Here is a 24959-nt window from a genome sequence, read left to right on the forward strand (position 1 = left end):
TGGGGACCCGGGGGTCCGCTACTCCTGGAGTTCGCCGCTGCCGCTGGAGAACTGGGCCAGCCGGAAGATCACGAATTCGGCGGGCTTGACCGGCGCGATGCCGATCTCGCAGATCACGCGGCCGACGTCGACGGACTCCGGCGGGTTGGTCTCCTCGTCGCACTTGACGTAGTACGCCTCCTCGGGCCGCTGCCCGAAGAGGGCGCCGCTGCGCCACTCGTTGACCAGGAACGCGGAGATGTTGCGCCGGATGCGGGCCCAGAGGTTGTGGTCGTTGGGCTCGAAGACCACCCACTGGGTGCCGATCAGGATCGACTCCTCCAGGTAGTTGAAGTACCGGCGGATGTTCAGGTAGCGCCAGGCCGGGTCGGAGGAGAGCGTGCGCGCGCCCCAGATGCGGATGCCGCGGCCCGGGAAGGCACGGATGCAGTTGACGCCGATCGGGTTCAGCAGGTCCTGCTCGCCGCGGGTGATCTGGAGCTCCAGGTCGACCGCGCCGCGGATCACCTCGTTGGCGGGGGCCTTGTGGACACCGCGCTCGGCGTCGTTGCGGGCCCAGACGCCGGCCACGTGGCCGGACGGCGGGATCAGCCGGGACTGACCGGAGGCCGGGTCGAAGGTCTTGATCCAGGGGTAGTACAGGGCCGCGTACTTGGAGTCGTAGCCGGCCGTCTCCTGGCGCCAGACGCGGATCTGGCGGGCGTTGAGGCTCGGCGGCGGGTCGATGACCGCGACCCGGTCGCCCATCAGCTCGCAGTGCGCGATCAGGCCGAGCTGGACGGCCTTGACGGCCTCCAGGTCGATCGCGCCGCGCTGGTAGGCGGCCATCAGGTCGGGCACGGCCACCATGGACACCTCGTCGACGGCCTCCAGGCCGCCGAAGCCGGTGCGGTCGGCCGAGTCGCCCAGGTAGGTGGCGGGGCCGGGGTGGGAGCCGGCGTCCGCGACGGGGGACGCGGACGCCGGGGACGGGGTCGGGGCCACCAGGGCCACCGTCTGGTTGTCCGGACGGGCCAGCTGCGCGGCGGGCGCCGCCTCGGTCACGGTGATGAGCTTGGAGCGCTCCTTGACCTGCGTGACGACGTAGTTGCGGCCGCCCTTCTTCGCGGTCACGTCGAAGGACTCGACGGCCTTGCCGCCGTCCTTGACGACGAGCTTGAAGCGCTCGGCGGGGCCTTCGCCCTCCGGGTCGGAGACCTCGACGCTCAGGTCGCCCGAGGCCACCGCGCTCACCGTGAAGGTGCCCAGCTGCTTGGCCTCGCCGGGCGGCAGCGCGGCCGGCGTGGCCGAACCGGACACGGCGGCGGGCGCGTCGACGGCGCCCTCGGCGCCTTCCTTGGTGCCTCCGACACGGACGACGTAGGCGGCCGTGCCACCGTTGTTGAAGAAGCCGTAGACGGAGTGCGCGAGGTAGTACCCGTCGGTGAACTCACCGAAGGACGCGACGTACTGCGTCCAGTTGGTCACCAGCGTCGGCTCGTTCAGCGGACCGGTCGGGGCCAGGCCCACGAAGGCCGCCACCGACGTGCCCACCCCCTCGATGGGGCGCGAGCCGCTGGCCACCTCCTCGACGTAGACGCCGGGCGACAGGTAGGACGGCATGCTCTGCTCTCCTCGGGGTACGAGACAGGAACATTCCCACCCTCACGCGCGAAGCGCGCATCCCGAAACGTCCTCCGGTGCCTGTTCGCGGGCAACGTCGTTGCCCCCAAGGGCAGGTGCCCCGTTCCCCCTGCCCGGCCGGGGGACGGAACTGCCCCGGGGGCTGCCCGTGCGGACCTTCCGGTGTCCGGCGCCCGCCGGGTACGGAGGAGGGACGCCCTTGCCGAGGGCCTCGCGGCGGGGCACTTCAGGTGGGGACCGAGACCACCGGGCCGGGCGGCCGGACCCCCGCTCGAGGACCCGGAGGCGGCCCGGAGGGCCGAACTCGCCGGGGCGGCGGCCGGCGAGGGGAGGGCGGCCCTCCACCGGGACCCGGCCGGCGGGCGATCCGGCCCCTGGACCGGCCGCGGGGGCAACGAGCCCGGCCCCTGCGGCACCGCGGTCTGCCCCGTGGTCCGCTGCGTCCGCTTCGCGCCCCGCATAGCGTCGACGCGTGAGCCTGTGGACTTCCCTGGAACCCGCCTCCGCGACCGTGGACCCCGGGTCCTCCACCCGCGTCCGTCTGCGATTGCGGAACACGGGTGACGTCGTCGACGAGTACCGCTTCGAACCGGTCGGTCCCGTCTCCCCGTGGACGACCGTCGAGCCTGCCACGCTCCGGCTCTATCCGGGCACCACCGGCACGGTCGAGCTGACCTTCGCCCCGCCGCGGACCTCCGACGCGACGGCCGGGCCGAACCCGTACGCCGTGCGCGTCACGCCCACGGAGCACCCCGAGGCCGTCACGGTCCCCGAGGGCAACCTCACCATCACGCCCTTCACCGAGCTGCGCGCCGAGCTGGTCCCGCCGACGGTCAAGGGCCGCTTCCGGGGCCGCCCGAAGCTCGCCATCGACAACCTCGGCAACACCAGGCTCACCGCCTCGGTGGGCGGCAGTGACAACGGCGACCAGCTCGCCTACGACCTGCGTCCCAGCAACGTCCAGATCGAACCCGGCCGCGCGGTCTTCGTCGACGCCACGCTCAAGCCCCGGAAGATCATCTGGTTCGGGCCGAAGGAGCAGCGGCCGTACCGGCTCACCATCCAGCGCTCGGGCCTCAAGCCGGAGCCCGTGGAGGGGATGTACGTCCAGCGCGGCTTCCTGCCCCGCTGGCTGGCCACCCTCTTCGGCACCCTGCTGGCACTCGCCATCACCTTCGCCCTGATCTGGTTCAACTACAAGCCGCAGGTCAGGACCCTCGCCGAGGAGCAGATCCAGGAGGCGGGGGTGAGTTCGCTCGCGCCCAGCCCCTCGGCCACGCCGACCCCGCCGCCGGCGCCCAGCTTCACGGCCTCCACCCCGCCCGTCGCCCCGGACGCCGGGGACGGCGGCGGCAACGGCGGAGGCGGCGGGGGTGGCGGTGGCGGCGGTGCGACGGCCACCGTGACCGCCAAGCCCAAGCAGGACACCGCGGCCACCGCCGTGAACCGCCTGGCCGCCGACGACCCGTCCGGCCGGCACATCTGCTACCGCGCCTACGTCCAGGGCCGCGGCTGGCAGAAGCCCGTCTGCGACGGCACCATGGCTGGCACGGTCGGCAAGAACGTACCGATCAAGGCGATCAACATCGCGGTGTACGGCGTCCAGGGCTCCGCGGCCAACGCCTTCGTCTACGACCCCCAGTCCACCAACGGCCAGGGCAGGTGGAAGCCGAACTGGACGGCGATCGTCCCCGACGGCAAGGACAACTACATCGGCGGCACCAAGGCGGCCGATCCCTACATCGAGGGCTTCGCCTTCAACGTCGGCAACGGCCAGGGCTGCAACTACGCGAAGGTCCGCGACCACGACTGGGGCGACCAGTGGTGCAAGGGCGCACGCCCGGACCTCGACTTCGTCGGCACCCTCGACAACACGCTGTGGCTGGAAGCCTTCAAGCTGACGGTGACCCCGTGACCCTGTGGACCTCCCTCGAACCCGCCTCGGCGACCGTCGACCCGGGTGGCAGCACGCGGGTGCGGCTGCGGCTGCGCAACACCGGGGACGTCGTCGACGAGTACCACTTCGAGCCCGTCGGGCCGGTCTCCCCCTGGACGGCCGTCGAGCCGCGGACGCTCCGGCTCTACCCCGGCACCACCGGCACGGTGGAGCTGGCCTTCGCCCCGCCCCGCACTCCGGACGCGGCGGCGGGACCCAACCCGTACGCGGTCCGCATCACCCCCACCGAACACCCCGAGGCCGTCACCGTCCCCGAGGGCAACCTGACCATCACGCCCTTCACCGAGCTGCGGGCCGAGCTGGTCCCGCCCGTCGTCAAGGGCCGCTTCCGGGGCCGTCCGAAGCTCGCCATCGACAACCTCGGCAACACCAGGCTCACCGCTTCCGTCAGCGGCAGCGACCACGGCGACCAGCTCGCCTACGACCTGCACCCGAGCAACGTCCAGATCGAACCCGGCCGCGCCGCCTTCATCAAGGCCACCCTCAAGCCCCGGAAGATCATCTGGTTCGGGCCGAAGGAACAGCGGCCCTACGTCCTCACCGTGCTGCGCACCGGAGTCAGTCCACAGCCTGTGGACGGGACGTACGTCCAGCGCGGCTTCCTGCCCCGCTGGCTGGCCACCCTCTTCGGCACCCTGCTGGCACTCGCCATCACCTTCGCCCTGATCTGGTTCGCCTACAAACCCCAGGTGAAGACCCTCGCCCAGGAGGTCCAGGAGACGGGGGTCGTCAGTTCGCTCCCGCCCAGTGCCACCCCGAACGCACCCCTGGCCGCCGCGCCGCCGCCCTCACCGGCACCGGTCGAGCAGCCGCCCCACGAGGACAGCGCACCGTCCGGGACCAAGGCGGGCGGCGGCGGCCAGGCCCAGCCGTCCCCCAAGGCCACGAAGAAGAAGGCGCCGAAGCCCGTCGTAACCGCGTACAACGTCCTGCTGCGCAACACCACCACCAAGAAGTGCGTGGACATCCCCGGATACGAGAAGGGGACCAGCAACGGACCGGTGCGGGAGTACACCTGCAACGAGACCACCGCGGACAACCAGCTGTGGAACCTGGAGGTGCGCTACCCGAAGGACGGACCGGGCTCGGCCGCGCTCTTCCAGATCCGCAACGTGAAGGACCAGCTCTGCATGGACCTGCCGTACAACGGTCCGGCGGCACTGTCCACACCGATCACCGAGTTCAAGTGCGACGGCACCAAGAACGACAACCAGCTCTGGTGGATCGAGAAGACACCCAGCGGCGCCTACTGGATCCGCAACTTCGCCAGCGACAACCTCTGCCTGGACGTGGCCGGCTCCAGCACCGGCGGCAACGACACCGACCTCACCCTGTTCAACTGCTCGGTCAGCGACGACCAGGAGTGGCACATCGTGCACCCCTCGGCGCCCTAGGTCCGGCACCGGGCGCCCGTCAGCGGGTGCCCGGCACCAGACGGCCCGTCACCAGGTGCCCGGCACCAGGCGGCCCGCCTTGCGGTATTCGCGGCGGGCGCCTTCCAGGAGATCCGCCGCGGAGACCGGCTGACCGGACCCGGCGGCCAGGTAGGCGGCGGTGACCACGGCACTGCGGATGGCACCGCCGGCCAGCTCGAAGTCACGCGCCAGCGGGCCAAGTTCGATGTCCGGCTCGCTCGGCACATGGACCAGCCCGTGCCGCCACAGCGCAAGCCGCTGCTCCTCCTCGGGGAACGGGAAGTCGATCACCAGGTCCAGGCGGCGGGTGAAGGCCTCGTCGATGTTGGCGCGCAGGTTCGTGGTGAGCAGCGCGATGCCGTCGAAGGCCTCCAGTCGCTGGAGGAGATAGGCCGACTCCAGGTTGGCGTACCGGTCGTGGGCGTCCTTGACCTCGGAGCGCTTGCCGAACACGGCGTCCGCCTCGTCGAAGAGCAGCACGGCGTCGGTGCGGTCGGCCTCGGTGAAGATGCGCTCCAGGTTCTTCTCGGTCTCGCCGACGTACTTGTCGACCACCGAGGAGAGCTGGACGACGTACAGGTCGAGTCCGAGCTCGGCGGCCACCACCTCCGCCGACAGGGTCTTGCCCGTGCCCGAGTCGCCCGCGAACAGGCCGAGGACGCCACGGCCCCGGCCGCCGCCCGCGCTCAGCCGCCAGTCACCGAGCACCCGGTCGCGGTGCCGGGCCCGCAGGGCGAGTTCGCGCAGCTCGGTGAGCGGGCGTTCCGGCAGGACCAGGTCCCGCCAGTCGACGGCCGGCCGGATCCGGCGGGCATGCTGTTCGAGCCCGGACGCCGACTGCTGGCGGGCGGCCAGCCGCAGGTGGTTCGCGGACAGCGGGGTGCCGTCGAAGGCGGCCAGCGCCCGCGCCGCCCGCGCCGCGCGGGCCAGCCGGTCGCCGCCCAGGTGGTACGGGGCGACGGTGGCGGCCAGGTCGAACCCGGCCGAGTCGGGCAGTGCGGCCGCCCAGGCGTCCACGGCGACGGCGCGCCGGGACGGCACCTCCAGGACGAGCGGGTCGCGGTGGTCGCACCACTGGGGGTCGTAGGGGTGCGAGGTGGTGATCAGCACCGTCACGTCGGAGAGGCCGCTCAGTTCCACCGCGAACGGCCGGGGCCGAGCCGTGTCCACGAGTACCGCGCGGCCGCCGAGGCGGGCTTCCCGGAGCAGCTCCGCAACGTGCTCCTCGGGGCCGGTGTAGTGCAGGGCCTCACGGCCGGCCAGTCGCAGGGCGGCGCCCGCGCAGCCGAGGCCCTCGCCCTCCCGGCGCTCCCGCAGGTACCCGAAGAACGGCCCGGCGGCGATCCGTGCGGCCAGCCGCCCGACGAACTCCGCGTCCTCCTCGACGGCGGTCGCACCGTCGTACGACGGCACGCGCAGGTGCCCGGCCAGCGCCGGGTGGGGGGTGTCGTCGCCGAGAAGGTGGGACAGGACCCGGTCGGGTACGCGCAACGACCGGCTGAGGAAGGGGCGTTCGGGTTCCTCCACGACGAGCAGGCCGAGCGCGGTGAGCGGGGCGGTGGGGTGGAAGCGGGCGCGCGCCTCGGCGAGGTGGGCCGGGACGCCGAACAGGTCGAGGGCGAGGGCGATGGTGGCGCGGCGGCGGCCGACGTCGTCGTTGAGGTAGCCGTACAACGGCTCGAAGGCGCGGTCCAGGTCCGGGGCGAGCGCGATGAGCAGGATCGTAATGTCGAGCGGGGTGAGCCCGAGACGGGCGGCGAGCTCGGCCAGCCGGTCGGGGAAGTCCGCCTTCAGGTCCGGCAGTTCGGCCGGGGTCACCGGACGCAGGAAGTGCCGTACCGCGTCCTCGGACAGGTAGAGGCCGCGCAGCGGGTCGGTGGCCGTGGGATCGTCGGCCGACCGGTGGGCGACCAGCGCGGCGACCCGGTCCCGCAGCTCCGCGAGCCTGGTGAGCAGCGGTGCGGCCGGCGTCAGGGAGACGTCGAGGGTCACGCCCGGGTCCCCCGGGCGGCCTTGGCCTGCTCGATCTGGCCGGGCCGGTGGGCCCGCTCCTCCAGGACCGGGGCGTCCTCCTCCAGCCCCGAGCGGACGCGGACGGCGGCGCCCTCGGTGACCGGCGGACCGGCGTCGTACTCGGGGTAGGCCGGGAAGGGGGCCGTGATGACGACGTCCAGGGAGGGCTTGAGCTCACCGCCGAGCGCGGACCAGATCTCCGCCAGCGAACGGGCCTCGGTCTGGATACCGGCCACCGACAGCTGCACGGTCAGCCCCAGTTCGCGCAGGGAGGGCGGCAGTTCGCCGGGATGGATCAGCTCCCTCGGAATCAGGGTCGCCAGCACGGCGCTGATCAGCCGGTGCTCGTCCTCGGGCCGTTTGGTCCACGCCGTCACCAGGTACGACAGCCGGAACCAGCGGGGCGGCTGCCTGCGCTTGACGACGACGTCCCGGTCGTCGCGGACGTCGATGTGCCCGCGCTGACGCCGTTTCACGTCCTCGCGGATGTCGTACAGATAGGTGTTGATCACCGGGCCGTTGCGGCGGGCCGCCCAGTCGCGGGTCGGGGCGTCGAAGGCGACGTCGATACCGGAACCCGCCAGCGCACCGCCGGTCAGCAGGTTCCGCAACACCTGGTCCACCTCGTGGATCACGCCTCACTCACCACCCCATGGACCTGTACGCACTCGTCCCCATCCTGCCCTTCACGCCCGCCGCACCCGCAGGAACGGCCGGGCAGACCACGCTGCCCGGGAACCGGTGCGTGCTGCCCGTTCGGTCAGATGTAGCCTTCCCGGAGGGCATGGGCCACGGCGTGTGCCCGGTTGCGCAGGTGCAGCCGGGTCGTCAGCCCGTGCATGACGTTCTTTACGGTGCGCTCGGAGTAGGACAGCTTGCTGGCGATCTCACCGGTGTCGAGTCCCTCGGCGACCAGCCGCAGTACGTCGACCTCGCGGGCGGACAGCCCGGAGGCCGGGGCGCCCGGGCGGCCCGCGGCGTTACGGTGCAACGTACCGACCTGGTTGATCAGCCGGCCGAGCAGGTCGGCCGGCAGGTCGCCGTCGCCGCGGGCGGACGCGAGCACGGCCTGCACGAGCCGCAGCTCGGTGGCCTCGTGCCGCCAGACGATGGCGCCGACCCCGCACTCGATGACGTCGAGCAGTTCGGTCTCGCGCAGCGCCCCGACCACCAGCACGGCTCGCGCGCCCTCGCTGCGCACGACGCGGCGCAGCCGGGTCAGTTCCGGTTCGTCCAGGCTGTCGCTGATGAGCAGGGCGACCGTACCGGGGCCGGTCTCGGACTCATCGCGCAACTCGATCTCCGGGTGCCGGCGCAGCTGGCTGAGCGCACCCTCACGGGATATCGGGTCCGGTGCGTACACCGCGACGGGCGTGCGGACGCCCGGCGCCGACGAGCTGTTGATGACCAACCTCTTCCCCAATGTCCACGTGCCCGTCACCCCTGAGGGAATGGTGACGGGCGGGAGTACCCAGCCTGATGGGTCCAAAGGGGCAACGACAATCGTGGACGACCACGAGGTGGACCACGAGATGTGGGGGGCGGCGAGGGTGGTGGGTGACCGCGGGCCGGTGGGGGTCGCTCGCGCAGTTCCCCGCGCCCCGAGAAGGCCGGGCGACTGGTCCCACCCCGAATTGTGCCGACCCGGCAACAAACCCGGCGGTCGTCACGGCTCCCCACAACCTCTCCCGCCGGCACCCCCTCTAACCCCCCGAACGCCCCCCGAACCCACCAGCGCACCGCGAGGAGCCAGGAATGATGCATTCGTCCCCTGAACTCGTCGACGCCATGCACCTGTTGGCCGATGAAGCGGCGCGCACGCGGTCCGGGACCGGCCGACTCGTGCTGCTGCGGGGCGCCACCGGAACCGGCAGGACCACCGTCCTGGAGGCCGTCGCCGAGCAGGCGTCCGCCCTCGGTCTCGTCACCCTCCGCGCCCGCTGCTCGCCCGCCGACTCCGGCATCTCCTTCTCCACCGTCCTGCAACTGCTGGGCGCGGTGCCGGAGTTCGCCGACCTCGCGGTGGACGGCGACGAACGGGCGACCGCCGCGGGACTGTGGCGGGTGCTGCGCTCCTACGCCGACGACTCCCCGCTGCTGGTGGCCGTGGACGACGTGCACCTCGCGGACGCGGCCTCGCACCGCTGGCTGGTGGAGTCCGCCCGCCACATAGACCGGTTACCCATCCTCCTGGTCGTCGGCGAACGCAGCCAGTACGACCTGGACCCGCCCGGCCCCGGCTTCGCCCACACCCTCCCCCCGGCGCTCGTACGGACCCACACCCTCGCCCCGCTCACCCCGGAAGCCGCGGCCGGCCGGGTGCGGGACGTCTTCCCCGGCGCGGACCGGACCTGGGTGGACGACTGCGTGCGGGCCGCCGCCGGCAGCCCACTGCTGCTGCGGGCCCTGCTGGACGACCTCCGCGAGGCCCGGCAGCCCTCGGTGCCCACCGCCACCGCCGCGCTGTACCCGGGCGCCTACCCGGCCGCCGTCCACTGGTGGCTGGACAGTGCGGGACCGGCCACCACCGAGGTCGCGCGTGCCCTCGCCGTACTGGAGGAGAACGCCGCCGCGCTGCCGGAGGCCGACATCACCCCCCTGCTCGCCGAGCTGGCCGGCGCCGACCCCACCCGGGTGGCCGGCTGGCTCACCGCCATGACCAACCTCGGGCTGCTCACCCCGGGCCCCGACAGCCGGCCGCACTATCCGCATCCCCTGCTGCGGGACGCGGTCCTCGCCGGCGTCCCCGCGAGCCGCCGCCGGGCAGTGCACCGGGCGGCCGCCGAGGCGATGCTGCGCCAGGACGCCCCCGCCGAGGCGGTGGCCCGGCAGTTGCTCGCGACCGGACCGGTGACCGCCCCCTGGGCGGTCACCCTGCTGCAGGACGCGGCCGCGCTCGCCCTCCTCGACGGCCGGGACGCGGACGCGGTCGGCTATCTGCGCCGGGCCCTGGACGAACCCCTCTCCGACGACCGCCGGCAGCGGGTGCTGACCGAGCTCGGCTCGCTGGAGTACGCGGCACCCCGCTCCTCCGCGGCGATCCCCCGGCTCGCCGAGGCGGTCCGGCTGCCCGCCGCCCCGCAGGACCGGGTGCGCGCCGTCGTCGCCCTCGGCACCGCGCTGACCGGCCGGGGGCGCACCCGCAAGGCCGTCGAGGTACTGCGGTCCGTGGACGGCGAGCTGATCGACCACCCCGACCTGGTGCGCACCCTGCACACCGCCACCGTCCTCCTCTCCGACCAGGACCAGGAGATACGGCAGGAGGTGTACCGCCGGCTGTCCGAGACCGCCGAACGCTCCCCCGAACTGGTCGGCCCCGCCGGGCAGGCCCTGCTGGTACGGCACGCCGCGTCGGCGGGCCTCGTCTCGGCCCGGGACGCCATGCGGAGGCTGCGCACCCTGCTCACCGAACCCGGCGACCCGCTCACCGAGCCGTTCCTGGTCGGTACGGCCGCCACGGTCGCCCAGTGGGCCGACGAACTCGACGAGGCCGGCCGGCTGGTGGACCGCGGGCTGGCCGGCCAGCGCCCCGACCTGCTGCACCCCATGCACCAGGCCCTGCTCAACTGCCGTTCGGACATCGCGGCCGCCCGCGCCGACTACACCCGCCCGACGCGCGTGCCCGAGTCGGTGACGCCGGACAACGCCCACGCGCACGTCCTGGTCGAGCTGGTGGAGACCGGCCGGACCGCGCAGGCCGAGCGCCTGGTCGCCGGGCTGGACCTGCGGGAGGCGGCGGACTCCTGGGAGCTGAACCGGTTCCTCTACGCGCGGGGGGTGGTGCGGGCCGCCGCCGGTGATCCGGCGGCGGCGCTCCACGACTTCCTGGAGTGCGGCCGCCGGCAGTCCGCCCGTGAGGTGACCAGCCCGGTGGTCACTCCCTGGCGCACGGCGGCCGCCGAGTGCCGGCTGGCCCTCGGCCGCCCCCTGGAGGCCATCGCCCTCGCCGAGGAGGAACTGCGGCTGGCCAGGGTCTGGGGCACTCCGCGCACGGTGGGACGGGCCCTGCGCGTCCTCGGTACCGCGACCGGCGGCCGCCGGGGTCTGGAACTCACCGAGGAGGCCGTCGCGTTGCTGACCGACGGCGCCCCCGCCGGCATCGAACCGGCGCGCGCGCTGCTCGCCCTGGGCCACCGGCTCGGCGCCGTGGGCGAGGCGGCCCGGGCCCGGGCCAGCCTGCGGGAGGCCATGGCACTCGCCGAACGGGCCGGTGCCGTACGGCTGGTGGAGCTGGCCGAGCAGACGCTGCGAAAGGGCGGCTCCCGCTCCCCCGGACGCCGTACCGGCACCGCCTCGCTGACCGACAGCGAGCGCCGGATCGCCGAGCTCGCCGCCGAGGGCCGTACCAACGTGGAGATCGCGGCCCTGCTCCATCTGGCCCGCCGTACCGTGGAGACCCATCTCACCCACACGTACAAGAAGCTGGGCATCCGCCGGCGGGCCGAGCTGCGCCCGACCCTGGACCGGGGCGCGCCCCAGCCGTAGGCCGGCCGCCCCGGCGAGCGGCCGCCCGGTGTCAGGGAGCGAGCCAGTGGCCCGCCGCCGCGAGCAGCGCCCGTACGCCTGTCTCGATCGTGGGGTCCGGGACGGGGGCGAAGTGCGGGGAGTGGTTGGAGGGGATCTGCGGCGGGATCCCGTCCCGGACCAGGGCCTCCAGGTCGACGTCGGCGAAGAGGCCGTGGTCGGCGCCGCCGACGAACCAGAACACCGAGGGCACCCCGAGGGCGGTGCCGAAGGCCCCGAAGTCCTCACTGTTGGGGACCGGCGACGTCAACTCGAAGGTGAGGTGCGGGAACGCGGCGGCCATCGCCGCCTGTACGGCCTCGGTGGCGGCGGGGTCGTTGTGGGTGACCGGGAAGGATTCGATCGGGACGATCTCCGGTTCCTTCGGCGCGGCGGACGCGACCGCCTCGGCCCGCACGATCCGCTCGACGGCCGCCAGCACCCGTTCCCGCACGGCCGCCGTGGTGGACCGTACGTTGATCTTCAGCTCGACGGTGTCCGGGATGATGTTCTCCTTGGTGCCGCCGTGGATCGAACCGACCGTCACCACCGCCTGCTGGCCCGCGCCCACTTCACGCGAGACGACCGTCTGCAGCCGCATCACCACGGCGGCGGCCAGCACCACCGGGTCGACGGTCGCCTCCGGGGTGGATCCGTGCCCGCCCCGCCCGAAGAGCGTGACCCGCATACTGTCGGCGCCCGCCATCAGCGCCCCCGCCCGGGTCCCGACCAGTCCGGCCGGCGCGGCCGCCACGTGCTGGGCCAGGCACACGTCCGGCCGCGGGAACCGCTCGGCGAACCCGTCCGCCAGCATCTTCGGCGCCCCGCCCACCTCCTCGGCCGGCTGGAACACCGCCACCACCGTCCCGCGCCACCCCTCCCGCACGGCCGCCAGCCGGTCGGTGGCCCCCAACAGCCAGGTGACGTGCATGTCGTGGCCGCACGCGTGCATCACCCCGTCGTTCCGCGAGGCGTAGGGCAGTCCGGTCTCCTCCCGCACGGGCAGCGCGTCCATGTCGGCCCGCAGCAGCACGACCGGCCCGTCCCCGTTGGCCAGCACCCCGACCACGCCGGTGCCGCCGACCCCCTCGGTGACCTCCCAGCCCTGCTCCCGCAGCCGCTCGGCGACCACGCCCGCGGTCCGTTCCTCCGCGAAGGACAACTCCGGGTGCGCGTGCAGGTCCTCGTAGAGCGCACGCAGTCCGGGGAGCGTCCCGGCGAGTCCGGTCAGGAGGGGGCTGATGCTCATGGCGTCGTCTCCAGGCGTGGGTGGCGGTGCTTGCCCGTCGAGTCTCCACCGTCACCTGTCGCGGGAAACGCCCGAGCGCTCCTTTCGCGCCCTCAGGACGACTTGTCGGGCGGCCTGGGGCGGACCCGGCCCGGCTCCGGCAGTTCGCCCCGCTTGAGCCGGGCGTGCAGGACGTCGCCGATGAACAGGTCGTAGACCAGCACCCCGATCACACCGCCGACCAGCGGGCCGACGATCGGGATCCACCAGTAGTCGGTGAAACCGGCGCCGTTCCCGGGGAACGCCAGACTCTTCCACCCGGCGAGCCAGGTGAGCACGCGGGGCCCGAAGTCGCGGGCGGGGTTGATGGCGTAGCCGGCGTTCGCGCCGTAGGACATGCCGATGGCGGCGACGGCGAGGCCGATGACGAACGGGCCGAGGTTGGACCCCGCGGCCGTGTTGCGCAGGTCGATGACCGCGACGACGAACATGACCAGGAACGCGGTGCCCACGATCTGGTCGATCAGCGGACCCCAGATCCCGCCGTGGAAGTACGGCGCCGGGAAGGTGGCGAAGATGGAGAAGGTGGCCTCGGTGTGCCCGCCCACCTTCGGCGGCTTCGACAAGGCGTCGAACGCGTTGATCGCGTCGTGGTACACCAGGAAGACCAACGCGGCCCCGGTGAAGGCGCCCAGCACCTGCGACACCCAGTAGGGCAGCACCTTCGCCCACGGGAACCCGCGGCGCACGGCGAAGGCCAGGGTCACCGCCGGGTTCAGATGGGCGCCGCTGACACCGCCGGCCACGTAGATGCCGAACGTCACGGCCAGGGCCCAGCCCCAGCAGATCAGGAGCCAGTCACCGGCGGCCAGGAAGATCGTCGTGGCGGTCGCGGCACGCCCCGACCCCGGCAGCGCCGCGACGGCCATCGCCACGACACCGGCGCCGAACGAGACGATGACGAAGGTCCCGAGGAACTCGGCCATGCACTCACCGAGCAGCCCCCCACGGCTTCTGAGTCGGGAGGGCTTGAGGAGAGGAGATATTTCCACCGCCATCGCTGGCCCCCTTTGGCCGTCGCCGGTTCCCCGAGGGGATCAATCGGGCCGAACATCACATTGACCCACAGATGATGTTCGCGCAGATCGGCCCGGCGCGCTCGGCGGAGGCCACGGCCCGCGCCGGAGCGGCGGCTATCCGTCCAGGTCGTCCGCGTAGTGCCGGAATCCGTGCCGGTCGCGGTGGATCGACCAGAGCGTCTCGGCGAGCACCGCGGGATCCTTGCGCGCGTGCCCCGCGACGATGGCCCCCGGGATGACCAGTTGCGCCACGTGGATCCCCTCGCCGGCGAGCCGGTCGTGCAGCAGATGCCCGTAGGCGCTCTCGGCCGCGAAGGCGATGGAGGTCCCGGCGCGGTCCGGATGCGGAATGACCGCCGTCCCGCCGTTGACGAGGAGGACGGTCCCGCGGCCCAGTTCGCGCATCCCGGGCAGCACCTGCCGCACCGCGGCGACGGGCCCGTACACCGAGAACTCGACCGGGCCCAGCAGGTCCGCGTAGCCGGTCTCCAGCACCGGCCGCATGAAGTCCCGCTGCGGCACCGGGCTGTACTGGAGGATCTCCACGGTCCCGAGTTCCTCGGCGGCCCGCTCCAGCGCACCGGTGAGGGCGAGCGGATCCCGTACGTCGGCGGAGTACCCGCGCGCGTCGACGCCGTGACCGGCGAGTTCCCCGGCGATCGCGGCCAGCCGGTCCGCGTCCCTGGCGAGCAGCGCGACACCGAACCCCTCCCGCCCGAACCGCCGGGCGACGGCGGCGCCCAGACCCGGCCCGGCACCCACGATGGCGACACTGCTCACGACGTGACTCCTGACGGCTGGAACGGCGAGGTGTACCCGGTGCTGCGACCGGAAAGGCCCACCGGCTCGCGACGCCCGGCGCGGCACGAACTTTCCGGCCAACCCTTCCAGCGAACCCTTCCGGTCACAGCACTAGCTCCGTACCGCGCGGCCCCGGACTTCACACGTGCGCGTACCGGCACCCCCCGCGACGACACACGGGCGGGCGACGAGGGCCGTGTCACCCGTCCGGCCCTCGTGCGCTCGTGGGCGCGGACGCGCCGGGTGAGGGTGGCAGTGGCCGCGCCCGCCGTGTCGGCGCGGTGTGCGCCACGCCCGTGCGCGGCCCTCCGACCGACGCCGGGCCCGCGGTCCGGCCGGCGGCCGGGAGGAGGCACCGATGGAGGACGGCGACGGCGCGCCGCGGGACGAGCTGGCGGAGCTGAGGGGGCGTCTGACGGCGCTGGAGAACGAGCGGGCCCTGCGGGTCTCCCGGCATCACGGCAGGTCCCTCCTCGGTGCCGTGCTCGTCGTCCTCGGCTGCCTCCTCGCCCCGCTCTCCGTGGTCGCGGCGTGGGCCGCCGACGTGGTGGGCGACACCGACCGCTACGTCGCCACCGTCGCCCCGCTCGCCTCCGACCCCGCCGTGCGGGACGCGGTCGCGAACCGGGCCACCGACGCGCTGATGACCCGCCTCGACCTGCCGGCCCTCCTCGCCGACGTGACCCCCGCGGACCGGCCCCGGCTGCAGCAGGCGCTCGGCGGCAGGCTGGGGGGCGCACTCGGAGGGGCCGTCCGCGGCTTCGTCCACGACCAGGCCCTCAAGGTCGCCTCGTCGCGCGCCTTCGAAACCGTCTGGACCGACGCCAACCGCCGGATCCACAGCAGCGTCGACAAGGCCCTCACCGGCAGCGGCGGCGGCGCGGTCCGGCTGACCGGCGACGCCGTCACGCTCGACCTCGGCCCCCTCGTGGACCAGGTGAAACAACGGCTGGTGGACGCCGGTCTGACCCCCGCCGAGCACATCCCCGCCGTGCACGCGGACTTCACCCTGGTGAGGTCCGACCAGATCGGCAAGGTCAGGACCTGGGTGCGGCTGCTCCAACTCGCCGGGAACTGGCTGCCGGTGCTGGCCGTCCTGCTGGTCGCCGCCGGGGTGCTGCTCGCGGTCCGGCGCCGGCGGGCCCTGGTCGCGGGCTGCGTCGGCGTCGCCGTCGCCACCGGGCTCCTCGGCGTCGGGCTGAGCGTGTTCCGGGCGATCTATCTCGACCGGCTGCCCGCGGACGTCTCCCCGGACGCCGCCGCCGCCGTCTACGACGCGCTGGTCCGCTTCCTGCGCACCACCGTGCGCATGGTGGTGGCCCTGGCCGTGGTGGTCGCCGTCGGGGCCTGGCTCACCGGCCCCGGCCGGTATGCCGGGCTGGTACGCGGACTGTGGTCCTCCGGGATCGGCGCGGTGCGTGCCACCGCCGACCACGCGGGCCTGCGCACCGGTCCGGTCGGACCCTTCGTCGGCCGCCACCGCGCCTGGATCGGCCGGCTCCTGGTCGCGGTGTCCCTCCTGGTCTACCTGCTGTGGTCGTATCCGACCGGCTGGGTGGTGGTGGGCATCGCGCTGTGCCTGCTGTTCGCGCTGGCGGTGGTGGAGTTCCTGGCGGAGCGGGAGCGTCCGGCCGCGCCCTAGTGCGGTGTCACTCCTCCTAGTGCGGTGTCACTCCTCGGGCGGCCGGGCCTCCATCAGGCGTTCCGCGATGTCGTCAGCCCAGGTCTGGGCCCAGCGGCGCAGGTTCAGGACCGCCTGGTCGTCCAGGCCCTGGGCGGTGAACCGGCGGTCGTCCATCCAGTCGGTGCCGGTGAGACGGGACTGGAGGTCGGCGAGGTCGAAGGTGTCGCGGGCGTGGCGGCGGCCGAGGTCCTCGAGATCGGGGAGGCTCCAGCGGTCCGCGGCCGCGTGCACGACGGCCAGGTCGCCGGGCAGGCCGCGGTCGGTCAGTGCCCACACCCGCATGCCGACCGTGTCCTCTGCGGAGAGGGTCAGGCCGAGTCCGGTGCGGACCGGCGGGTGCCAGAGGGCCTCCTTGAGGAGGTCGACCTCGGCCGACTCCTCCGACACCGCGTCGGTGACGAGGAGCCGGGCGGAGAGCGGGTCCGTCTCGCGCGGGTCCACGCTCCAGCCCCGGTCGCGCAGCACCGCGGACACCGTCCCGGCGATCGTCCGCATCGGCGCCGGGTGCTGGGTGGCGGCCTCCAGCGTGCGGCCGGGGCGGTCGCACAGGCCGTGGGCCAGGGCCGCGTAGTCGCCGGTCAGGGCCAGGGGGTAGGCGGCACCGGCCGACAGCAGGTCGGGCAGCAGCCGGCGGTGGAGTTCGGGAAGGCCGACGTTCACGAGGCGGCCGGTGCGCGGCGGGCGGGTCGGACTGCCGTGAGGGGTGCCGGAAGTGCCATGTGGGGGATTATCGCCGGTCGGAGGGGGCGGGCGCGCGACCGCGCGGTCCGGACCGCGTCCCGTCGTACGGCGCGGACGGGTCCCGCGGACCCGGCGTCGCGTCGCCGCGGACCCCTGCGGCACACTCCGCACATGGAGCCCTCCTCCCGTCCGCCGTCCGCCTGTTGCACACCCCCCGCCCCCGCCGGCCACCCGGCGGCACGGTCCCTTCCGGCCACCGGAACCTCCGCGGACACCACGGCCGACCCCGACACCGGTCCCCGCACGGGTGACGCGGCCGACCTCGCCTCCGGAGACGCCCGGGAGAGCGGCGGCATGGTGGCACTCCCCGGCGGTGACTTCCTCATGGGGGCCGAGGACCCGGAGGGCTTTCCCGCGGACGGGGAGGGGCCGGTGCGCACCGTGCGCGTGGCGCCGTTCCTCGTCGACGCCTGCGCGGTGAGCAACGACGCGTACGCCGCGTTCGTCGCCGACACCGGGTACGTCACCGACGCCGAACGGCTGGGCTGGTCCTACGTGTTCGCCGGCTTCCTGCCCGCCGCGCGCGCCCGGGACGCGCCCCGGCCGCCCGGGACGCCCTGGTGGTGCGCGGTCGCGGGAGCCGCCTGGCACGAGCCGGGCGGGCCCGGCAGCGGGCTGGACGGGCTCGGCCGCCACCCCGTCGTGCACGTCTCCTGGTACGACGCCGCCGCCTACGCGGCCTGGGCCGGCAAGCGGCTGCCCACCGAGGCGGAGTGGGAGTACGCGGCCCGTGGCGGTCTGGTGCAGGCCCGCTATCCCTGGGGGGACGAGCTGGACATGGACGGCGAGTACCGGTGCAACATCTGGCGCGGGACCTTCCCCACCCGCAACACCGCGGCCGACGGGTACCCGGGCACCGCTCCCGTCGACGCGTTCGCGCCCAACGGGTACGGCCTGCACAACATGTCGGGCAACGTGTGGGAGTGGTGCGCCGACCGGTGGACGGCCGGGCACGCCCCCGGTACCGGGCACGAAGCCGCCCGGGTCGTCCGGGGCGGCTCGCATCTGTGCCACGCCTCCTACTGCAACCGCTACCGGGTCGCCGCCCGCACCGCGAACACCCCCGACAGCTCGACCGGTCACACCGGCTTCCGCTGCGTCCGCGACGCGGGCTGAGCGCGCGGGGAGCCGCCCGGTCAGGCGTGCTCGGGCCGGTGGACCGCCAGCGCCCAGATCACGAAGAAGTCGATGCCGATCATGATGAGCGCCCACAGCGGGGCGTAGGGCAGGAACAGGAACTGGGCGATCATGCTCAGCGCGGCCAGGAAGATGCCGACGCCGCGGGCCCAGCCGGGGGCGCCCCTGAGCAGGGCCGCGCCGGCGATGACGCCGAGTGCGCCCAGGATCACCAGGATCCAGCCCCAGCCGGTGAGGTTGATCTTGTAGATGTAGTCGTGGATGCGGGTGTACACGTCGTCGGTGGCGATGGCGGAGATGCCCTGCAGGATGGCGAAGATGCCGTTCATCAGCAGGAGGACCCCCGCGAAGACCACCCCGCCGGTGGCCCAGCCGCTGGTCGGTGCGGGCGCCGGTGCCGGCGCCGGATGCGTCTGCTGTGTCATGGGTACGACGATCCGGCCGCCCTCGGCCCCTCACCACGGGGGCTGCTCCGAACGGGTGAACGCGGGCCCCGCACCCCGGCCCTCACCTGCCGACCGGGCCGACGTACGTGCCCGGGTGGGTCGCACCGTCCTGGAGCACCACGGCACCGCCGCGCCACGGCAGGTCGTACGAGGTGCGCTGGTTCGGCGCCGTGATGACGACCGTGGTCGGCGTGAACGCCGTGGAGTCGTCCGCGTCCGACGTCAGGTAGGTGAGGGTGAAGTGGGCGGCGGCGCCGCTCGCCAGGGTGACCCGCTGCGGGGTGGCGTCGGTGCGCCGCAGCGACCACTGCCGGCCGCTGTTGACCAGGTCGACGCCCGGGAAGCCGTAGAGCGTGCAGGTGCGGCCGCTCTTGTTGGTGAGCGCCACGACGGCGTGCCGCTGGCCGCTGCCGCTGCCGGTGTCCGCCCACGAGTAACCGAGCCCGGAGGCCTGGCAGGCGCCGGCCGTGCCGCCGGCCGCCGAGGAACCGCCCGCGGCGGACGAGCCGGTGCTCCCGCCGGTGCCGCTCCCCGACCCGGTGTTCCCGTCGGGCGTGGCCCCGGACCCCGTCGAGCCGTTCGTTCCGGTCCCGGTCGCTCCGGTCCCGGCCGTGCCGCCCGAACCCGCCGCACGGCCGGGGGTTCCGCTCGCCGTGCCGGTGCCCGTGCCGCTCGCCGCGTCGCCCGCGGCCGGAACCGCCGTACCGCCCTCGGAGGCGACGGAGCCGGACGCGCCGCCGCCGCAGGCGGTCAGCAGGCCCGCCAGCGCGGCGGCACCGGTCAGCGCGGCGGCGGTCCTGCTCAGGTTGCGGTGACGGTTCGACATGGGGTCCCCAGCGGTGGTGTGCCTTCCCGGCTCTCTGCCGGACACCCCTTTCGATGCGGCCCCGGACAGGGAAGTTCGGGGTCCGCCGTCACGGCACCGTCGTGGTCGTGTCACGCCCGCCGTTACGGAGTCAGGCGGCCCGGTTCGCCGCGCGCCGTCAGGCCATCCAGAAGAAGACCGCCGTCATCCGCTTCTCCTCCAGCGTCCTGCCGGCGTAACCGGTGGCGCTGTGCACGAGGTTGGCGTTGTAGAGGAGCAGCCGGTTGTACCGGTGCGGGACGCGGACGTCCTCCTCGAAGTGGTCGGCCGGGACGAACCGTGTCCCGAGCGCCTCGACGAGGTTGTTGTGCGGAGCCTGGACGATGTTGCCGCCCAGCCGGCCGCCGGGCAGCGACTGGCGGTAGAAGGCGGTGCCGCAGTCCTTGGCGACACCGGGGTTGAGATACAGGACCGCCGCGTACCGGCACAGCGCCCGCGAGTCGGTGTGCGGACGCGGTTCGCTCTCGCCCGCGCCGACGACCTGGACGCAGTTGTGGTTGAGGGTGCCGCCGCCGGGCGCCCGCTGCACCCAGAGCTTCCCGGCGCCGGTCGCCTTCCGCACCAGGCCTTCCACGACGGCGATCTCGTCGGGCTCCAGGCCGGGCATGGTGCGCAGGCCCGGCCAGGTCTCCGCGGTGTACGGGTATCCCTGGACCCAGTCGTCCCTGTCCAGGCAGCGCTCGCGCACGGCGTCCACGTCCGGCAGGACGTCGTCGAACACCCAGTAGTCGCGGCCCCTGGTCGGCTTGCGGTAGGGGAGTACGGGCAGCGCGGCGGGACCTGGTCCGGGTCCGCGGCCTGGCCCACGGCCGGGGGCGCCGCCGTGGGGAACGCGCGGGAAGGGGGGCTGTGGGGGCATGCGGCGAAGCTAGGCGCAGCCTTGTCATGGCCACACTCACCAGGTGAAGTCATCACCTTCCTCTGGCCAAGACATGGGAAGACGGCCCCCCGGGCAGAGCAAGCCCTCACAGTTTCTTTGCCAAATCAAAAGGTTTCCGGCCGTTCCCTCATCCGTATTCATCGGCGACCTACCCCGCCCCTGCGCGGGATCCCTTACCGGCAGGAGGCACCGGTGCGCTTTTCGCGGAACGCGACGGGAACGCTCTTCGTGGGCGGAGCGCTGAGCATCACCCTCGCGGCACTCGCCTACCCGAGCATGCTGGGCGTGAACACCGTCTCCAGCGACACCAACCGGGTGATCGCCAACACCCAGTGGGGACCGCTGACCGAGGGCGACCGCGACTTCGTGGTGAAGGTGCGCGCGGCCGGACTGTGGGAGTACCCCGTGGGCCAGCTCGGTCTGAAGAAGGGGCAGAGCCAGGCGGTCATCACCGCGAGCAAGCACCTGATCGACGGGCACGCGGCACTGGACGCCAGCTGCCGCAAGATCGCGCCGATGCTGAACATCAGCATCCCGAACCTGCCCTCCCCGCAGCAGCAGGGATTCGTCAACACCCTGAGCGCGGACAGCGGCAAGAAGTTCGACACGGACTTCGCCAACATCCTGCGGGTCACGCACGGGTCGATCTTCAACACGATCGCCAAGATCCGCTCCACCACCCGCAACACCCTGGTACGGATCCTGGCCGACCAGGCCAACGCCACGGTCCTCGACCACATCACCGTGATGGAGCAGACCGGACTCGTCGACTTCCCGTCGGTCCTCTTCCAGGAGACGACACCGCCGAAGCTGCCGGCCACCGACCTGACCCCGCCGCCCCCGGACGGGGGACAGCCGCAGGTCGTGCTCACCCCGCCGGTCAACAGCACGACCAAGCCGCCGGCCCTGCCCGGGGAGAAGGGCTTCACGGGCAGCGGTGCGGGTGTCGGCACCGGGGCCGGGACCGGATCCGACACCGGGGCGGGAGCGGGGACCGGGACCGGGACCGGAGCGGGAACCGACCCCACCACGGCCGTGAACGTGGTCCCGGGGGCCAGTCCCACCACCGGCTGAGCCGCGTCAGGCGCCCAGCCACACCGTGGTGTCGGGCGGCAGCGTGCCGTCCAGCGGCAGCGGCACGCTGGCCAGCAGCACTTCGCCCGGCGGCAGCGGCACCGGCGCGTCCGACACGTTCGTGACGCACCGCCAGCCGTCCGACCGGGCGAAGTGCAGCACCCCGTCCGGCGCCGCGGCCCAGGTCAGCGCCTCGCCCTCGACCAGCTTGCGGCGCAGCCGCAGCGCGGTGCGGTACATCTCCAGGGTGGAGCCCGCGGCACCGGCCTGCGTCCCGACGGCGTACGACCCGAACCACGTCGGCTGCGGCAGCCAGGCACCGCCCGCCCCGAAGCCGTAGGAGGGGCCGTCCGCCGTCCACGGCAGCGGCACCCGGCAGCCGTCGCGGCCCTTGCGGGCGTGGCCGGTCTGCTCCCAGACCGGGTCCTGGAGGACGTCGGCGGGCAGGTCGGCGGCCTCGGGCAGGCCCAGTTCCTCACCCTGGTAGACGTACGACGATCCGGGCAGCGCCAGCATCAGCAGGGTGGCGGCGCGGGCCCGGCGGAGGCCATGAGAGACATCGATCCGCGGCGCGCGACCGCCCGACAGCAGCCAGGCGTTCTCGTCCGTGTCCGGCGGCAGCGTCAGCCGGGAGGCGTGCCGCACGACGTCGTGGTTGGAGAGCACCCAGGTGGCGGAGGCGCCGGCCGCGCGGGCGGTGGCCAGGGAGCCGGTGATCACCTCACGCAGCGCGCCGGCGTCCCAGGGCGTCTGCAGGTACTCGAAGTTGAAGGCCTGGCCGAGTTCGTCCGGGCGGGCGTACAGGGCACGGCGGGCACCCGGCACCCAGGCCTCGGCGACGGCCGTACGGGGCGGGGTGTAGGCGTCGAGGATCTCGCGCCAGTCCCGGAAGACCTCGTGCACCTCGTCACGGTCCCAGTAGGGGTGCGTGCCGGGCGGCACCCGCTCCAGCGCCTGTTCGCCGGTCGCGCCGAACTCGGCCACGTCCCGCAGCGGTTCGGCGAGGTCCTTCACCAGGGCGTGCGCCACGTCGACACGGAAGCCGTCGACGCCCCGGTCGGACCAGAAGCGCAGGGTGGTGCGGAAGTCGGCGCGGACCTCCTCGTGGTCCCAGTTCAGGTCCGGCTGCTCGGGGGCGAAGAGATGCAGGTACCACTCGCCGTCCGGGACCCGCCGCCAGGCGCTGCCGCCGAACACCGACTGCCAGTCGGAGGGAGGGAGCTCACCGTGCTCGCCGCGGCCGGGGCGGAAGACGTACCGCTGCCGGGCCGCCGATCCGGGACCCGCGAGCAGTGCCTCCTGGAACCAGGGGTGCAGCCGCGAGGTGTGGTTGGGGACGATGTCGACGATCACCTTGAGACCCAGCCGGTGCGCCTCGGCGGCCATCGCGTCGAAGTCGTCCAGGGTGCCAAGGCGCGGGTCGACGTCCCGGTGGTCGGCGACGTCGTAGCCGCCGTCGGCGAGTTCGGACGGGTAGAACGGGCTGAGCCACAGGGCGTCCACGCCGAGCGCGCCCAGATGGGGCAGCCGCTCGGTGACGCCCCGGAGGTCACCGAGCCCGTCGCCGTCCGCGTCGGCGAAGCTGCGCGGATACACCTGGTAGATCACGGCCTGGCGCCACCAGTCGGGGTTACGGGAGGAGAGGTCGGCCACGCGCGTTCCTTTCGGACGGGAGCAGAACCGGGCGGAGGGAAACCGAGAACAAGTCTGTCCAGATTGCCGAGAAAGCGAACCTTCACACGGGCCGGAGTGGATCGCTCCCCCTGTGCAGGAGTTGTGATGAGTCCTGAACACCACTTGATTCAGGGCAGGTTGACAGGCTTCGACACGTCACACGACCATGGGCCCACACCGTGGCGCATGTGACCAATGAGCCTGGTGCCTCTTCTCTTTCCGCAGCCTCCGCTGCTCTCCTCGCGAGATCCACGATGGGATATCCATGTCCATAACCAGACATGTCACCGCGCACCGCCTGCTGGGGACGGGCCTCGCGTCGTTCGCCCTGTGTGCCGCCTCCGTCGCCGGGGCGTCCGGCGCCTTCGCGCACGGCGGCGCGCCGGGCGGTGACGGCTGGAAGTCCGGCGGCCACTACAGCCCCGGCACCGGAGCCGGCAGGGAGACCGGCACCGACAGGTGCCAGTTCTCGGTCGACGGCTCGGACTTCTTCGACTCGGTGAAGGTCGACGACCAGAACCTGAAGGTCACCGACGACGGCAAGGTCCACATCAAGGTCCGTGCCGCCGCCGGCGCCGCGAGCTGCACCGCCTCGCTCGCCTCCTACCTGGCCCACGGCGCCTCCTTCGCCACCTCCGGGCAGCAGATCTTCGTCGACTTCGACTCGGTGACGGTCAAGCAGGGCCAGACCGACTCCCTCGACATCGCGGTCCCGGACGCCGGCTGCTTCGCGCAGATCGACCTGTACCGGGGCGCGGTCAAGTTCGACGGCGAGAAGGACGCGAACGACGGGTTCGAACACGGTGACCTGCCGGCCGGCCCGGACCACGCGGTCATCAAGGACAAGCTGATCGCGTCCTGGAACGGCGGCACCAAGGACTGCGCGACCGGCGAGGCGTCGTCCTCCCCGTCCCCGACCCCGTCGGTCTCCGCCTCGGAGTCCACCCCGGCCGGGGAGACCACCCCGCCGCCCGCGCAGCTTCCCTCGCCCTCGGCGAGCGAGTCGACCGGCACCGCCACGCCGTCGGCCTCCGCCTCCGAGTCGACGACCGCCCCCGCGCCGGCCCCGAGCACCGACTCCGGCTCCGGCGGCGGCGACCTGGCCCACACCGGCGCCAGCTCCACCACCCCGCTGATCGCGGGCGGCGCGGCCGTACTGCTGGCCGGCGGCGCGGCGATCGTCGTCGCCACCCGTCGCCGCAAGGCCACCGGCTGACCCGGGGCGACGCACACGGGTGCGCCCCGGCCGCGAGGAGCGGCCGGGGCGCACCCGCTGCCGTGGTCAGCAGTTGCGGATGGACCAGACCGGACCCCAGTCCTGGTCGTGGTTGGTGAAGTCCGGGGTGAAGGACCTCAGCACGTTGCCGCTCTGACCGTAGAAGTACGAGGTGACCCCGCCGGTCTGGGCGTCGTAGAAGTTGCCCGTGCCGTTCCAGTAGGACAGCGAGTAGCGCGCGCAGTTGTAGAAGAAGAACTGCTTGTAGTCGTTGGTCGTCGGGTCCCAGACGACCGCGCAGAGGTTGCCGGAGGCGCAGGTGTAGGTCTGGCCCGGGCTCCCGTGCGCGGTGCGCACGGCGGGCGAGGACGTCGGCGAGACCGCGGCCGCCACGGACTGCGACGCGGCCCCCACGGGTGCGGGCGGAAGGACGAGGACGTGCCCGCCGGTCCGCTGCGGCACCGCCTGGGCCGGCCCCGCCACGAACAGGGCCGCCAGCGCCAGCACGAGAGCGCCGAGCAGCCCGATGACCGATCGTATGTCGCGCATTCTGATGAACCCCCTGTGAGGAACGGCGACTTGGACGCCCACCAGGCTGTCCGTCACGCCGTCGCCCCACCACA

General features: G+C 73.4%; 20 protein-coding genes. 7 read left to right on the forward strand and 13 right to left on the reverse strand.

The window, feature by feature from the left end; genetic code table 11:
- Positions 1-18 precede the first annotated feature (18 nt).
- Positions 19-1602 (reverse strand): phage tail sheath subtilisin-like domain-containing protein, encoded by a 1584-nt coding sequence (locus ACFY3I_RS22925; protein ID WP_365292940.1) that lies wholly within the window; start codon positions 1600-1602, stop codon positions 19-21.
- 493 nt (positions 1603-2095) lie between these two features.
- Between ACFY3I_RS22925 and ACFY3I_RS22930 the strand changes: the two genes are divergently transcribed.
- Positions 2096-3538, forward strand: coding sequence for a hydrolase (locus ACFY3I_RS22930; protein WP_390862290.1), 1443 nt, complete (start codon positions 2096-2098; stop codon positions 3536-3538).
- Positions 3535-4974, forward strand: coding sequence for an RICIN domain-containing protein (locus tag ACFY3I_RS22935; protein WP_390862292.1), 1440 nt, complete (start codon positions 3535-3537; stop codon positions 4972-4974). Before ACFY3I_RS22930 ends, ACFY3I_RS22935 begins: the two co-directional genes overlap by 4 nt.
- Positions 4975-5022: 48 nt before the next feature.
- Here the strand turns inward: ACFY3I_RS22935 and ACFY3I_RS22940 are convergent, their stop codons facing one another.
- From ACFY3I_RS22940 to ACFY3I_RS22950, 3 genes are all read right to left on the reverse strand, one after another.
- On the reverse strand, positions 5023-6987 hold the full coding sequence (locus ACFY3I_RS22940; RefSeq protein WP_390862294.1) for an ATP-binding protein: 1965 nt from the start codon (positions 6985-6987) through the stop codon (positions 5023-5025).
- On the reverse strand, positions 6984-7643 hold the full coding sequence (locus ACFY3I_RS22945) for a DUF4255 domain-containing protein (protein ID WP_365292934.1): 660 nt from the start codon (positions 7641-7643) through the stop codon (positions 6984-6986). Before ACFY3I_RS22945 ends, ACFY3I_RS22940 begins: the two co-directional genes overlap by 4 nt.
- Before the next feature lie 125 nt (positions 7644-7768).
- On the reverse strand, positions 7769-8419 hold the full coding sequence (locus ACFY3I_RS22950; RefSeq protein ID WP_365292933.1) for a response regulator transcription factor: 651 nt from the start codon (positions 8417-8419) through the stop codon (positions 7769-7771).
- 344 nt (positions 8420-8763) lie between these two features.
- Between ACFY3I_RS22950 and ACFY3I_RS22955 the strand changes: the two genes are divergently transcribed.
- Positions 8764-11493 (forward strand): LuxR C-terminal-related transcriptional regulator, encoded by a 2730-nt coding sequence (locus ACFY3I_RS22955; RefSeq protein ID WP_390862296.1) that lies wholly within the window; start codon positions 8764-8766, stop codon positions 11491-11493.
- A gap of 31 nt (positions 11494-11524) precedes the next feature.
- Here the strand turns inward: ACFY3I_RS22955 and ACFY3I_RS22960 are convergent, their stop codons facing one another.
- From ACFY3I_RS22960 to ACFY3I_RS22970, 3 genes are all read right to left on the reverse strand, one after another.
- Positions 11525-12760 (reverse strand): amidohydrolase, encoded by a 1236-nt coding sequence (locus tag ACFY3I_RS22960; RefSeq protein ID WP_390862298.1) that lies wholly within the window; start codon positions 12758-12760, stop codon positions 11525-11527.
- Between the two features lie 92 nt (positions 12761-12852).
- Positions 12853-13797: an MIP/aquaporin family protein gene (locus ACFY3I_RS22965; protein ID WP_390862300.1), complete on the reverse strand. Its 945-nt coding sequence runs from the start codon at positions 13795-13797 to the stop codon at positions 12853-12855.
- A 135-nt stretch (positions 13798-13932) separates the two neighbouring features.
- On the reverse strand, positions 13933-14598 hold the full coding sequence (locus tag ACFY3I_RS22970) for an SDR family NAD(P)-dependent oxidoreductase (RefSeq protein ID WP_365292926.1): 666 nt from the start codon (positions 14596-14598) through the stop codon (positions 13933-13935).
- 379 nt (positions 14599-14977) lie between these two features.
- On the opposite strand from ACFY3I_RS22970, the gene ACFY3I_RS22975 reads away from it, so the two are divergent.
- The gene (locus ACFY3I_RS22975; RefSeq protein WP_390862302.1) at positions 14978-16261 is read left to right on the forward strand and encodes a hypothetical protein; all 1284 of its coding nucleotides are present in this window, start codon (positions 14978-14980) and stop codon (positions 16259-16261) included.
- 27 nt (positions 16262-16288) lie between these two features.
- Here ACFY3I_RS22975 and ACFY3I_RS22980 read toward each other — a convergent pair whose 3' ends face one another.
- Entirely contained in the window at positions 16289-16963 is a 675-nt protein-coding gene (locus tag ACFY3I_RS22980) for a hypothetical protein (RefSeq protein WP_390862304.1), read from the reverse strand.
- Positions 16964-17155: 192 nt separating this feature from the next.
- On the opposite strand from ACFY3I_RS22980, the gene ACFY3I_RS22985 reads away from it, so the two are divergent.
- Complete coding sequence (locus ACFY3I_RS22985; RefSeq protein WP_390862306.1) at positions 17156-18160, forward strand: formylglycine-generating enzyme family protein; 1005 nt, start codon at positions 17156-17158, stop codon at positions 18158-18160.
- A 20-nt stretch (positions 18161-18180) separates the two neighbouring features.
- On the opposite strand, the gene ACFY3I_RS22990 is transcribed toward ACFY3I_RS22985, so the two are convergent.
- The 3 genes from ACFY3I_RS22990 to ACFY3I_RS23000 form a co-directional block, all read right to left on the reverse strand.
- Positions 18181-18606, reverse strand: coding sequence for a hypothetical protein (locus tag ACFY3I_RS22990; RefSeq protein ID WP_365292922.1), 426 nt, complete (start codon positions 18604-18606; stop codon positions 18181-18183).
- A gap of 82 nt (positions 18607-18688) precedes the next feature.
- The gene (locus ACFY3I_RS22995; protein WP_390862308.1) at positions 18689-19453 is read right to left on the reverse strand and encodes a DUF4232 domain-containing protein; all 765 of its coding nucleotides are present in this window, start codon (positions 19451-19453) and stop codon (positions 18689-18691) included.
- Positions 19454-19610: 157 nt separating this feature from the next.
- The gene (locus ACFY3I_RS23000) at positions 19611-20351 is read right to left on the reverse strand and encodes a DUF6445 family protein (RefSeq protein ID WP_390862310.1); all 741 of its coding nucleotides are present in this window, start codon (positions 20349-20351) and stop codon (positions 19611-19613) included.
- A 213-nt stretch (positions 20352-20564) separates the two neighbouring features.
- Here ACFY3I_RS23000 and ACFY3I_RS23005 point away from each other — a divergent pair, with 213 nt between their 5' ends.
- Entirely contained in the window at positions 20565-21446 is an 882-nt protein-coding gene (locus tag ACFY3I_RS23005; protein ID WP_390862312.1) for a DUF4142 domain-containing protein, read from the forward strand.
- Positions 21447-21452: 6 nt separating this feature from the next.
- On the opposite strand, the gene ACFY3I_RS23010 is transcribed toward ACFY3I_RS23005, so the two are convergent.
- On the reverse strand, positions 21453-23099 hold the full coding sequence (locus ACFY3I_RS23010; protein WP_390862314.1) for an alpha-amylase family glycosyl hydrolase: 1647 nt from the start codon (positions 23097-23099) through the stop codon (positions 21453-21455).
- 286 nt (positions 23100-23385) lie between these two features.
- Here ACFY3I_RS23010 and ACFY3I_RS23015 point away from each other — a divergent pair, with 286 nt between their 5' ends.
- Positions 23386-24336, forward strand: a complete 951-nt coding sequence (locus ACFY3I_RS23015) for an LAETG motif-containing sortase-dependent surface protein (protein ID WP_390862316.1) — start codon at positions 23386-23388, stop codon at positions 24334-24336.
- Positions 24337-24402: 66 nt separating this feature from the next.
- On the opposite strand, the gene ACFY3I_RS23020 is transcribed toward ACFY3I_RS23015, so the two are convergent.
- Positions 24403-24885 (reverse strand): hypothetical protein, encoded by a 483-nt coding sequence (locus tag ACFY3I_RS23020; RefSeq protein WP_365292913.1) that lies wholly within the window; start codon positions 24883-24885, stop codon positions 24403-24405.
- Positions 24886-24959 lie beyond the last annotated feature (74 nt).

The organism is Streptomyces sp. NPDC001068 (genome assembly GCF_042897315.1).
GTDB lineage: Bacteria > Actinomycetota > Actinomycetes > Streptomycetales > Streptomycetaceae > Streptomyces.

Bases quoted from the DNA above. Each gene is read 5' to 3' on its own strand.
- ACFY3I_RS22985 (WP_390862306.1), top strand. From the start codon at position 17,156: ATGGAGCCCTCCTCCCGTCCGCCGTCCGCCTGTTGCACACCCCCCGCC.
- ACFY3I_RS23020 (WP_365292913.1), bottom strand. From the start codon at position 24,885: ATGCGCGACATACGATCGGTCATCGGGCTGCTCGGCGCTCTCGTGCTG.
- ACFY3I_RS22975 (WP_390862302.1), top strand. From the start codon at position 14,978: ATGGAGGACGGCGACGGCGCGCCGCGGGACGAGCTGGCGGAGCTGAGG.
- ACFY3I_RS22990 (WP_365292922.1), bottom strand. From the start codon at position 18,606: ATGACACAGCAGACGCATCCGGCGCCGGCACCGGCGCCCGCACCGACC.
- ACFY3I_RS23015 (WP_390862316.1), top strand. From the start codon at position 23,386: ATGTCCATAACCAGACATGTCACCGCGCACCGCCTGCTGGGGACGGGC.
- ACFY3I_RS23000 (WP_390862310.1), bottom strand. From the start codon at position 20,351: ATGCCCCCACAGCCCCCCTTCCCGCGCGTTCCCCACGGCGGCGCCCCC.
- ACFY3I_RS22965 (WP_390862300.1), bottom strand. From the start codon at position 13,797: ATGGCGGTGGAAATATCTCCTCTCCTCAAGCCCTCCCGACTCAGAAGC.
- ACFY3I_RS22995 (WP_390862308.1), bottom strand. From the start codon at position 19,453: ATGTCGAACCGTCACCGCAACCTGAGCAGGACCGCCGCCGCGCTGACC.
- ACFY3I_RS22955 (WP_390862296.1), top strand. From the start codon at position 8,764: ATGATGCATTCGTCCCCTGAACTCGTCGACGCCATGCACCTGTTGGCC.
- ACFY3I_RS22925 (WP_365292940.1), bottom strand. From the start codon at position 1,602: ATGCCGTCCTACCTGTCGCCCGGCGTCTACGTCGAGGAGGTGGCCAGC.
- ACFY3I_RS22960 (WP_390862298.1), bottom strand. From the start codon at position 12,760: ATGAGCATCAGCCCCCTCCTGACCGGACTCGCCGGGACGCTCCCCGGA.